The following is a 13,015-nucleotide window of genomic DNA, read 5'->3' on the forward strand; positions in this document are numbered from 1 at the left end:
GACCTCTGAGGGATGTTGTTCACCAGCTAGCGGTTTTTCACCTGCTTTAATAAAACTGGACGAGTTATTCTCAACAATAACTCTCTCTGACGTGAGTTGCAGGGGGGATCTGTATTTTTAGTTGGGTATAAATGTTTTCACCTACTGCACTTTCGGGGTGACAACTTTTTGCCCCGACGCGCCTTTTCGTTCAAACACGCTACCGCCTTAGCAAACATCCCTACTGGCAAATAGCCTGCGGCCATTAAACATAACGCGCGGGAATTACGCGCAGTTCAGGAGAACGAACCACGCATAATCAGCGTTATGTCTTGCGCCCTTCAGAAGCCTGCGATGGTGCAGGCTGAGGGTCAGGAGACACAGACGGTTAAGAGATTAACTGTCGGGAAGGCTGTTTTTAAAATATAGATGAAACATCAATGTAATTAATTTTCTCGTCTCGTTCATATTCCATTGGCAAAGAATCAAAAACTTTAATTTCATCTCCGAGATTAATGATTATTAAAGTAAGTCCTTCATCAAAAACTAACTTTGCCCCAATCACTTTTTGTTCAATTTCAGAATAAATCACGTTAAATCGTAAGAGTGTTTTTCCAATAACTTTCTGAAACAAACATGAATTTGACAAATCCATGATTACCTCTTTGCCATACTCTCCGAGATCATTTTCTTGCATTGGCGAATCAGTTAGTTCAAGTGAAGCCCCATCCAGTCCGCATCTGAACACAACACTTTGATTTTCACTAAAAAAAACAAGCTGAAGTTGTTGCGGTGCTCCTAAATCTGGAACGTCATAAACATATATCAGACCATTGACATTTTGAAGTTTTTGTCCGACTACATTACGTGACAGCTCTTGATACCCCTTCCCAAAAAGCATCATTGTGGTGCCCCCTTCAGTGCATTTTTTACAGAGGTGTTATTTAACACACCATCTTTAAGAATAGTAATAAAGCTACCATCTGGTTTAGTAACAACAACATCATTTCCTTTTATTCTAAAGAATACATCACCACGTCTGGCACCTGCTCCAGCTCCTTGCCCTGCAAATTTCCCTGCAACAACTTTATCTGGATTAGAGCCTATATCATTTATAATATTTAAAACACGTTCTCGATCGGCCGCATTTGAAGCATTCCCACCAAAATCTTCAACATGTTTACCCAGTTTTTTCCCAACCTGTGCATTAGTTACCGAGAACTTGGCACTAGCACCAACACCAGAAGTTGGTACGGATATTTTCCCTGGACCAGGAAGATATCCAGAAATTTCATCACTGGCCTTGTTGAGCAGCTTGGATGCTTCATTGAGATCGCCCTTAGCCAGAGCTTTTTCCACATTTTTCAGAATACTAGAAGCAATGTGCTCTCCGGGGATCACTGAGGCAGCAGCAAGAAGATAATCCAGTGCCGATTGTGCCTCTGCTACGCTTTTGATGGTCCCGACCACCGGCATAAAATCTGCGCCCGTTGACAGGATATCTTTCAGTTCTTCCTGACACTGAGTGTACATCTTCACTGAGCACGCTTCCGCGCTCATCCCGGCACAGTTTTCCTTCTTATAGAGCTCATTTTCTGCTTCAACGCGTTCTTTCGTGACTTGCTGAGGTGTCTTACCCTGCGATGCGGCTTCGGTTAAGTCACTGAGCGAGTTATTCTCAACAACAACTCTCTCTGACCTGGATTGTTGTGTTTGGGGTGTTTTTCCTTTTTTTCAGTTTCTTACAACAGTTCTTCCCTGCCGCACTTCCGATCGGCAACTTTTTTCCCCGACGCACCTTTTTGGCCGAACAAATGAAGGTCTATGACACAATACAAGACTTAACAAAGAGGTCGCGCCGAACGTGCCGTTTAAACCAGACTAATTTTTAAAGAACAAAATCAAAAACATCAATACGCTTTTCATTTGTGCACTTTTTCATTCTTGTTTTTATACCTATCAGGTATATATTCATTATGTTTGATAGAATTAATTAGCTCTAATAAGTCAGATAAAAAATAGGAGAGCTCCTCTTTGCTTGAACATTCTGTGAACCTATTAATCTGTTCATCTGAACAATTCATTAAGACGTAATTCAAACAGTCTGAGAACACGATAACTTCAGACTCGGAAAGGCGAACATCAAATAACGTCACGTTCACCCCAGATATGTAATCAGTCTTTAGAACGTCCATTATTACCACCTTACATAGTCAGAAAATTTATTTTTAAACTCATCAAGTTTACTACTATCAGGTCTACTCCACCTACCATCATTCAAGCGTTGTGATGTGTTTTTATCACTATTTTTAAATGATGTTACAACCTCACCATTTGGCTCAATGATATGAATATTGCCGTTACTTCCTTTTACAACCCAACGCCCATCATCCTGCACCAGTATATCTGCAGGTCTGGATTTCTGGACATCGTTGATGACCGCTCCTACAGGACGGCCTTCTTGATTCCTGATAGAAGCATGTTCACCCTGAGTTATCTTGTCAAGATAAGCCAAATCATCTTTACTTGGGCCTTCCGGAATCGGTGTAACCGTAGTATTGCCGCCAGTATCAGGATTGCCATCAGTGTTACCTGTATTGGTTACCCCCTGATCTGAGGGCTTGTTATTCCCTGTGTTAGTAGGCACATTTCCGGTTACAGTCTGGTTTCCACCAGTGTTTGACGGCCCCGGATTGATAACCTGCGTACCACCTGTACTGGTGATCGTCTTACCCGTCAGGGACTCATAGGCGGCTTTCTGGGCATCGTTTAACTGGCTGAGCAGGGAAGGATCATTGAGCGATGCCACATAAATCAGGTTCATCTTCTCATCATTTGAAAGCGCATCCATTGCCGATGTGGATACACCTACGCCCAGCAGAGCTCCAAGCCCGCTACCGACCAGGCGATCACGGCATGCTGAAATCTTCATACAGCCCTGTGCGGCCAGTTTCCCGCCCTGGATCACAACACTAAGGCTATTATTCTCAACTTCCACTTTTGCCGTGTTTGACGCAAGCGCAGCCATCGACAGATCGCCGTCAGTGACCGTTGCTCCTGCAAGCCCACCCGCAATCGTCACCAGACTGCTCACCAGACGTTTTTCATCGGCGGTGAGTTGGCTGACATCCTTACCGTACAGTGCACTCACCAGATGGTCCGTCATCGCCGATGCGGTGATGGCCCCAATGGCCCCGGCTTTCATGCCGTCGGAGCCGCTGCCCCCGCTCAGTTTCGTCAGCGCTGCCGCCACGATACCGTGCAACGCGGCACGTACCGTCGGGTCATCCTGTTTTGCCACCAGTGAGGCCAGTAGGGGAGCAGCACCGGCTGCCGCGCCGGCTTTCAGGTTGCCACCGAGCGCACCGGCCAGCAGTCCTGCCGCCGCGCTGCCCTTCGTCCAGAATTCACTCCCCGGACCGTAATCAGTGTTCTGATAGCCTTCCGCTTTCTCCAGTGCCGCCTGCTTTTGTGCCTCCGACATCCCCGCGAACGCGCCTTCGGCTTCCAGCTTCGCTTCCAGTGCGGCGTTGGATTCCTTCGCCTTCTGCTCCGCATACTTACCGTACACATCCAGCACAGAGGTTGCCAGCGCCGCACCTTCGCTCTGTACCGCCAGGTTATCCTTCACCTTCTGTACATCACCGTTTACATCCACACCGTGGTGGGCGTTGTCGGTGTCACGACTCAGGTCAGCAATATCCTGCGTCTGGTTATCCCTGTCGCGGATGATGATGGTGCCGTTACTGATGGCCGACGACGTGGTGCCGCTGCTGCTCTCTTCCGCATGACCGGTACCGATGGCCGGCGCCACGTTGCGGTTTTCACCACTTCCGCTGCCGCCCGCACTGCCCGAAATCGCCACGGTGTAGCTGTCACCGGAGGTTTTGCTCTCATTGTGAATATCGGTCCAGCCAAGCGTTCCCGTATCCAGTTTGTTTTTGTCGTCCGTTGCCGTGGACGCAATCACCGCGCCATCAAGCTGGGTGTGGTTTCCGACCGTGATATCAAAACCGCCTTTTCCGGCATAGATACCGCTCTGGTCAGTGACGCTCTTACCACTCTGGGTGATGTTTTCGCCCGAGGCACTGACGTTACCGGAAGACGCACCATAGCAAATGGGGGGAACGCACAGGCTGAGACCCGCGCCGGAAGAGGACTGTTTGCTGTCGTAAGAGGCGGTATCCTGCACGCTGCTGATGGTCAGGTCGCGCCCGGTGTTCACCACCACACGGTTGCCTGCAAGCTCTGCCCCTTTCAGGGTGGTGTCGCGTCCGCTGTTCACGGTCAGTTGCTCTTCGGCACGGATAACGCTGTTGGTGTTGCTCTGTGACTGGCTGTTTTCCTTACCCTTTTGCTGTGAGGCACCCAGCTCAATACTGATACCGTTCTGTGAACCGATGAGGCTGACGCCCACGCCGGCGCTGACCTGGTTGCCGCTGTTTTTACTCTGACTGTTGTGCGTGTTCTGTGAGGCGGTCAGCAGAATATCCTGCCCTGCATCCAGTACCACCTGTTTCCCGCCAATCTGTACGCCCTGACCGGCGATATCGTTACGGGCGTTAATAATGACGTTCTCACCGGCATTGATGGTGGTGCCCTGTGTGTCAGTACTGTGATACCGGCTGTCCTGTGAGGAAGAACCTGCCGTGACAGAAACCTTGCCCTTCACAACAGCCGAGTCCGTCATCATACCCTGTGCGGCGGTGGTACCCGCCTGACCCGCCTTAATGGCAGTGAGTCGGGCATCGTCGCCGTTTTCCGCGCTGCGGGCAGCCGTTTCAGCCGCCTTAGCCGCATCAACGGCCCAGCCACCGGCAGAGGCGGTCACCCCGTACTGTGAACTGCTGCTGTGGGCTTCCCCGTCACGGGTGTCGCGGCTCACGTCAAACAGCACGTTTTTACCGCTGAGTGAAACCGATTTACCGGCGCTGACATCTGTACCGGAAAGGGACAGATCGCCTCCGGCCTGGGCAATAATGTTGCCGTTTGTGCTCGTTAACTGACTGCGTTGTCCGCTTTCAGTGGACGCGTCATCACGGCTGCTGTGTTTCTCACGACTGTAGCCTGCTGTGGCGCTGTAACCGTCTCCCCCCAGCGTACCGATGGTTTTGCTGCTGCCGCTGTTTTCATTGTGAGACGTGTCACGTCCGGCGGTTACGTTTATGTCGCCTTTTACCGCTGACAGCATCAGGTCTTCAGTGGCCGTCAGCTGGCTGCCACTGATGTTCACGCTGCCTTCCCGGCTGTTGACGTAAATATCCGAACCCTGAATGACGGATGCGTTTTCCGTCGTGCGGGTACCGCTGCTGTTGCTTTCAGACTGACTCATCCCGCCCGGCAGAAGCTGGCTGCCGTGTTTGCCGCCCCCGGTGGTGGCACGGGTGGCACTGCCTGCGGTCGGCATTTCTGAGCTGATGTTCCAGCCACTGGTTTTGCTGCTGTTGCTGTAGGTTTCGGTATCCGTGGAGGTGGTGATGTTCACATCACGCTTCGCATCCAGTATCACCGCTTCACCGGCATTCACCTGACTGCCTGCAATCAGGATATTGCCGCTGTTACCGCCCTGTTTGCCGGTGGCGGTCATCTGGATATTGCCTGCTGCTGCAAGCTGGCTTCCGCTGTTAAATTCGCCCTGGTAGTGTGATTCAGAGGACGACTTGCTGCTGCCTGCGGAGACGGCGACCATCTGTCCCGGACCATCAAGGGCCAGGGCGGCACCTTCCGCACCCAGTGACTTCACCTTATCAACGGTGCTGTTACCGCTGCCGTCTTTCCCGCGCACGATGTCGCGTACATTACGTACCGTGTCCTCAAACGGCGCTTTCACGCTGACGGTGAGACCAGTGGATTTTGTCTCCTGTTTCACCGATTCGGTGACCGTATCCCGTCCGGGGATAATGGCAATGTCACTGCCGGTGATATCGATATGCCCGGTGGCACGGGACGTGTCGTCCTTTGCCCGTCCGGCAATGACGTCGGCGGCGCTTAACGTGACCTGATTTCCTGCGCTGATAATGACGTTACCGCCGGAAGTGCCCACCATGCTTCGTGCATCGCTCTGCGTGGTCTTCGCGCCCTGGCGGGTGGTTTTTGACGACTGCGAACCAATGGTCACACCGAGACCCGAACCACTGGAGAAGATGCCGGATTTCTTCGTCTTCTTCATGTCGTAATAAGTGTCGGTGTTGGTGGCGGCTTCCACGGTCACGTTGTTTCCGGCCTTCAGTGCCACGTCGCGTTCAGCGGCAACGGATGAACCCTGTACCGTCAGGTTATTACCTGCGCTGAGCACCACGTTTTCCCCGGAAAGCTGTGTGCCTTTCTCACGGGTGTGGTTTTCCTCGTGGATGGTGTGGGTGGTCTTTTTACTGAACATGCCACCGGAGGTTTTCTTCTTCTCCCGGTATTCATAGTCACTTTCAGTAGCGGTGGTGAGGGTGATATCCCGTCCGGCCACCACGGCTGCGTTTCCGTTGGCATATACATCAGCGGCCTGTGCTGTCACATCCCGTCCGGCCACGATGGTGGTGTTTCCGCCGGACGTGATTTCCGTTCCCTGCTGGCGAACGGACTCGTTAATCGCTTTCTTTTTCTTCGACGTATAGCTGTCGCCGGCGCTGGCAGACTCTGCCATCAGGTTTACGTCACGCCCGGCCTGGAGGGCGACGTTGTTTTCCGCTGCAATACCGGCGGCCTGGCTGTTCATATCACGTCCGGCAGCCAGGGTCAGGTTGTTCCCGGCTGTCACCGTGGAGACGGTCGCCAGGCTTTCGTGGCGCTCTGATTTACCGTTACGACTGCTGTTGCTTTCCCGCGTCGCGTTCAGGTTCAGGTCATTGCCCGCAGATAGCAGGGCGCTGTTACCGGCGGAGACGGACGATGCGGTGACATTCAGATTATTGTCTGCCACCATCACAAGGTTACCGACAGAGCTGATATTGCTGCCCTGCGAGGTGGTGGATGATGAACTGTTGTCTTTAGTGCGCCAGAAACCGGACTGACTTTTGCTCCCGCTTATCTGGTTTGCGGCAATGTTGATATCATTACCCGCAAACATTCCAAGGGAGCCGCCAGACGAGACATTTGCCCCGGTAATGTTAATGTTTTTCCCTGCATCCAGTGAGAGTGAATCAGTGCTTTTAATGGTCGCCACCGGACCGGTGTCCGTACCGCTGACATGCACACTGCCATAACGACCATCACTGCCCGCGCTCCACTGCTGAGTCCGGGTCACATTGTTAATACTGCCGCCGATACTCTCCAGCGCTACCGTCTTACCACTGATGGCTGAGCCAATATTGTTGATATCCCCGATGGCGCTCAGGTCCAGGCTGCCGCCCGCGCTTATCAGCCCCGCATTCAGGTTGTCGATATTGCTGGCACTGTCGAGCGAGAGACCGTTCTGTGCAGTGATGCTGCCTGCGCTGTTGATGATATTACCGCCCGCAAGCTGCACGTTGTTCCCGCTGATAACGCTGCCGTTATGAAGGGTGATATCTTTCGGGGAAAGGTACAGCTTTGGCACCATCACGGTCTGACCATTGATGGTCGCGGATTCCCACCACAGAATACTGCCCGTGAGTTGTGCCACCTGGTCAGCGGTCAGCGCCACGCCGAACTGCAGTCCGAGATTCTTCTGCTGGCTGGCGGCGCTGTCCATCAGGTACTGCATCTGTTCGAGATCAGAACCCATGCCATTGATATAACGTGAACCTGTCAGGTTCAGCATCGCATTTGACACATACCGGGTATCAAAGGCCGCATCCCCGAGGAAACGGTAATCCTTCTCCGGTTTCAGGCCCAGGCGATCAAGAAAGTATGATGAGCCGAGGAACTGTTTTTCATCACTCCAGCGTGCATCCGCATGCGGTGCCTGACCGGGTTTCATCCCGAGAAGTCCGTACAGCCCGTCAAACAGGCTGTTGTCCAGGTTCCCGAGGCCATCGAGCTTCGGGTTCACCGTGATCAGATACGGGCTGTCGGGGTTGGAGGAGGGCACAAAGTAACCATTGTTGCCGGAAGGCAGGGGATAACTGCCACTGTTGCCGCTCTGACCGGAAAGTGACGAACCGCCGGTGATTTCTTTCAGTCCGTCCGCGATGCTATCCTGCCAGCCGGGGGCACTGACATTCACGTTGCCGGCATCGGTCAGTGATTCACTGTTCAGACCACCGCCGACCCTCGCCGGTGTGAGCGTGTTCAGCACAGGCGCAGTAATGGTGTTACTGACCCCCCCTGCGTTTGCGGTGGTTGTGGTGTTGCTGATGTTATTTGTGAAGTTTGCAGAGACATTACCACCTGCGCTGATGGCAGAGCGAAAAATTTCTCCGGCAGCCGTTTCGGTTTCTCTTCCCTGATAAACAAATCTGATAGTGGAAGACCGAGGGGATCGCACTGATCTCCCGACGCCATCCCATGGCCAGGGGGCGGACAATTCCAGTAGCGGATTGGCATAACCCGGACTTTTTACTGTCCAGTCAGAATACGGAACATACTGGTACAACCAGTACACGGTATCGGTCCCTGCCTGCCAGGACTGGTTATTCAGCTTATTACCGGAAAGCGTCACATTACGTCCGGCCATCAGCAGACTGGCGAGGTTATTCAGACTGGATGCGCTGACTGACAGGTCCCGTCCGGCTGTAATACGTGAAGCGCCCCCCCGACTTATCACATCAATACGATGCTGCGTCTGAATAAAGCGTTGTTCAGCCGCCGACTCCGCCATGGTGTAATAGTACTGGTCCCATTCGGTTATCACACAATGATCACTGCCATTGGCACCTCCGATACATTGTTCATGATAATCCCGGTATTTATTCAGTCCGTAACTGCCGTCTTTAAGCTGACTGATATCGACATAAAGGAGGGCATCCCCCATACCCGGGATCAGCGAACTGTTGTCTGTACTGGTTTCCGTCACCGTCAGTCCGTCACGCTCATTCAGCAGATGCCCTGTCTTTATGGTGATATCACCGCGTGTGGTCTCTATGGTGCCCGAACGGTTGATGATTTCGGTATTTGCAGTGCCGGAGGCATTCTTCTGCATCCACAGGCTGTTTCCGGCCAGGATATCGCCATACGTGTTATGAATGCGGTCAGCAAACAGCTTCAGGTTGTTACCCGCGTAAATCAGCGCAGTATTGAGCAGGGTGCCTGCGGCCGTCATCGTCAGACTGCCCGCCGTCCCGGTAAAACCGTTTACGGTGATATTGCCACGCGAAGTCAGCTGTACATCTCCGCCCGCCTGGAGCGAACCGGAGGCATTCAGCAGGATGTTCTGCGCACTGAAGGTACTGCTGCCACTACCCGTGGTGAGCGTTTTGTTATTGGTAAATGCGCCACCGGCACTGAGCGTAATTGCATTCCCCTGCATCACACCGTTGTTGGTAACGGCGTTCTGTGAGGTGACGGAAAGCGTTCTTCCGGCCGCCAGCGTGCCGGTGTTAGTGAGCGCAGTAATCAGTTTCAGTGTGGCATCTCCCAGCGCCACCACCTGACCACGTCCGCTGAAGTCCCGCTCGTCGAGCAACAGATTGCCTGCGCTGTACAGACGACCGGCGTCGGTCTGCGCCAGCGAGTCTCCCTTAACGGTGAGAGTCGTTGCCCCCAGAATCGTTCCGCTGTTGGTCGTGTTCCTGTAATTCATCAGCAGGTCCGCGCCCTGAAGCGTGCCGCTGTTATTAAACGATGTGCCTTGCAGTTCAGCACTGCCGGTCGCAAGTACGCGTCCGCCATTGACGGCATTCACCACATCCAGCAACAGCGTGACGGCCTGTACCAGTCCGCTGCTGTTGTTCGCCAGTTCCGGTGCAGTGAGCGTGAGTTTACTGCCGGAGAGGATTTTGCCGTCGTTCTGCAGGCGGGTGGTGGCCTTCACGGAAGACTCGCCACCGCCCTGTATCGATCCCTGGTTGTTCAGTGTCGTAGTGGTGACATTCAGTGCATTCTGGCTCAGTAACACACCACCGGAACGGTTGCTCAGTCCCCCGGAGACCGCCAGCGTCAGCGCTTCACCCTGAAGCCGTCCGCTGTTGGTCAGTTGCCCCGTGGTGACAGAGGTCGTCTGGCCCTGGAGTTGCCCGTCGTTCGTGATATCGCTCGTGTTGAGCGTCAGATGACCGGCACTCAGCAGTTTACCGCTGGCCTGGTTGTTCAGAGTCTGGTTCAGGATGACCGCAAGCGCATCCACGCCGGTTATCTCACCGCTGTTCGTCAGCGAACCCGCATCCAGCGTCAGGTTTTGCGCTACCCACTGTCCACTGTTACTCAGCATCAGTGCCGATAACGCCAGCTCTCCGTTTGAGGTGACTTTGCTGCCGGACAGGCCGGTGAGGCTGTTGCTGATTTGCGCATCCAGCCGCTCTGACGCCTGGATTGCACCGCTGTTAGTCAGTGTTCCGGCGTTAATCAGTATCCGCTGTCCCTGCCACTGGCCCGCGTTACTGGAGCTGCCTGCGGTGATGTTCAGATCACCGGTCGTGAGTAACTTTCCACCACTGTTATTTGCCAGCGTCAGCAGTGGTGCCGCCATCTCCAGTCGTGAGGCCAGCGTGAGTGCGGCGACCCCGGTGAGCGTTCCGCTGTTGGTGATACTGTCCTGGCGAACTGTCACATGGTTACCCTGGACAGTACCGCGGTTATCCAGAGAATGACCTGAAAGGGAAAGGTCGCCTGCCGAAAGCAGGCTGCCCCGGTTGTCTGTTGTGGCTGCATTCAGCGTGGTGTTACCCTGGCTCATGATATCGCCGGTGCTGGTTAGCTGACCGGCTGTCGAAGCGGTAAGGTTGCCGGTTGCAAGCACGCTGCCGCTGTTTTGCCAGTCACGGACATTAACGCTGACGTTCTGCCCCTGTGTCTGCCCTGCGGTGGTCAGCGTGGTGCCTGAAAGTGTGAGATCCCCGCCCGTGAGCGTGCGGGAGCCTGCCAGTAAATCCAGTATTCCGCCAGTCAGCGACAGGGTGGTATCACCCTGTAACAGGCCAGAACTGGTGAGACGGTCTGCAGTCAGCGTCAGCGTGTCACCCGCGATGCTGCCGGCATTCGACAGTGACTGCGCCGTGATGCGGTTCGCTCCCTGCGCCAGCAGCAGTCCACCCGCGCTGTTATTCAGCGTGCCGTAATCAACAGAAAGTGAAGCACCGCTTACCTCTCCACTGTTGGTCAGTTGAGAGCCTGACAGGGATAACGCGGCATCGCTGGTGATAATCCCGGCATTTTTCAGCTCAGGTATTGAAAGGGAGATCGCGGCCGGGCTGTACACTACGCCATTCTCCCGGTTGTCCAGCAGACGGGAGACCAGTGCGAGCGTCCGTTCACCGTGGATCAGGCCGCTGTTGATAACCGTGGTGCTGTTGATCGCAAGCGTGGAGGCGGTCAGTGTACCGCTGTTGCTGAGGCTGCCGCTTTCAGTGTCCAGCACGGAGGCTGACGATTTTCCGCCGTGAGTCAGACTGTCACTGGCCTTCAGCGTGAAGCCGTCTCTGGCGGCCTGTATCCCGTCAAGCTGCGCGTTCTGTACCTCCACGCTGATGCTGTTGCCCTGGGTCAGTGCGGTGGAGGTGGTTGTCAGACCGTTGCCTTTCACGGTCACGGAGCCATCCGCAACGGTCTCGCCGGACAGCGTAATGTCCCGGGCGTTGATATCCAGCGCTGAGGCACTTTTGAGATTGCCGGTGCTGGTCAGGTCGGTGGCTGTGACCTTCAGACTGTTACCCTGGACGGTGCCGGTATTGTTGAATGTCCCGGTGTTAACTGTGGCGTCTGTCCGGGCGGCCAGCGTGCCGATGTTGTTCAGGCGGCCGGTGCTGACGGTAAGCATTTTCCCGGCAACGGTACGGCCTTTCAGCGTGGCGTCACCCGTGGTGGTGAGGGTGACATTACCGGCGGCATTCACTGCCCCCGAGGTCTGGTTCAGATGCTGCGCGCTGAGCGTGGCGTTCTGTCCGGCAGTCAGTTCCCCACCGTTCCAGGTAATCAGTCCGGACGAGGACAACGCCAGATTTTTATCCGCCACCAGGCGGGACTGATTCAGCGTCAGCGCGGTTGTTCCGGTAACGTTAAGATTGCCACCGGCTTTGTTATCACCGGACAGTGTGACCTCCGTCCCGCTGACCGTTGTGTTGCCGCTGGCAAGGCTGTCTTTCAGGACCAATTTACCAGCACTGTTTAGGGTCATATCGCCGCTGCGGGCGTTGAGGTTGCCGAGGTTCACCCCGACACCATTTTCGGTGGAGGTCAGACGGATTCGGTTGGCGTACATCCCGCCGAGTGCGCCGGTATCAATGGCGACTTTTGGCACGTCGCCTTCACCGTTCAGCGCGCTGACGCGACCGTCCGCTGTAACGCGGTTAGCCCCGGCAATCACCGTCAGGTCTTTCGCGTGCAGCGCGGCGTTCACTTCCGTTGCGCGGGCAATGATGGACACGGCATCTGACTGGCTACCGTCCAGACCCGCGCCATTGATGGTGATGCTACCTTTCGTGACATCAAACGACTGCAGGTTGCCGCTGGCATCCAGTACCGGTTTCCCGGTGGTCAGCGTCACGTTCGGGGTATTGATAAATCCGCAGCCGTTACAGGTAATGCCGTAAGGGTTGGCAACCATCACGTTCGCCGCTTTGCCCGCCACTTCGGTATAACCCTGAAGCTGTGAACGGTTAGCACCGGTGACTTCGTTGATAATGCCTTTCGCTTCCTGTCCGGCTTTCAGGTTCGGGTTACTCTGGATCAGTCCGCCCAGTTGGGTCTGATTGAGTTTGCCGGTGGCGTTGTTAAGGATTAAACCTTCCTTCCCGACGTTATACTCACCGTATTTGTTATGGGATATCCCCGCTCCGTTGGGCGTGGCGATATTCACCACCGGTACGCCGTTTCCGGCCTTGTCCATCGTCGTGTTACCGGTGGGGGTGACCACGGCACCGATGGCAGGCAGCAAGGGCTGTCCGGCAATGACGGCACAAATCAGGTAACTCAGCAGACGGCGTGGGAGGGAAACCACATGGTCGGTGTTAAGGGGGGTGTGTTTATCCAT

The 13,015-nt window shown here is 54.5% G+C and carries 3 protein-coding genes; all 3 read right to left on the minus strand.

Features of this window, described 5'->3' with window-relative positions; translation table 11 throughout:
• Positions 1 to 397: 397 nt before the first annotated feature.
• The gene (locus OGY35_RS13285) at positions 398 to 883 is read right to left on the minus strand and encodes a hypothetical protein (RefSeq protein ID WP_286632505.1); all 486 of its coding nucleotides are present in this window, start codon (positions 881 to 883) and stop codon (positions 398 to 400) included.
• The gene (locus OGY35_RS13290) at positions 880 to 1,539 is read right to left on the minus strand and encodes a hypothetical protein (protein WP_286632506.1); all 660 of its coding nucleotides are present in this window, start codon (positions 1,537 to 1,539) and stop codon (positions 880 to 882) included. The genes OGY35_RS13285 and OGY35_RS13290 overlap by 4 nt, the downstream gene beginning before the upstream one ends.
• A 637-nt stretch (positions 1,540 to 2,176) precedes the next feature.
• Complete coding sequence (locus OGY35_RS13295; RefSeq protein ID WP_286632507.1) at positions 2,177 to 13,015, minus strand: hemagglutinin repeat-containing protein; 10,839 nt, start codon at positions 13,013 to 13,015, stop codon at positions 2,177 to 2,179.

It is taken from the genome of Citrobacter sp. Ct235, from assembly GCF_030332305.1.
Lineage (GTDB): Bacteria > Pseudomonadota > Gammaproteobacteria > Enterobacterales > Enterobacteriaceae > Citrobacter_A > Citrobacter_A telavivensis.

Coding starts and splice junctions, on each gene's coding strand:
- OGY35_RS13285 (WP_286632505.1), bottom strand. CDS start 883: ATGATGCTTTTTGGGAAGGGGTATCAAGAGCTGTCACGTAATGTAGTC.
- OGY35_RS13295 (WP_286632507.1), bottom strand. CDS start 13,015: ATGGATAAACACACCCCCCTTAACACCGACCATGTGGTTTCCCTCCCA.
- OGY35_RS13290 (WP_286632506.1), bottom strand. CDS start 1,539: ATGAGCGCGGAAGCGTGCTCAGTGAAGATGTACACTCAGTGTCAGGAA.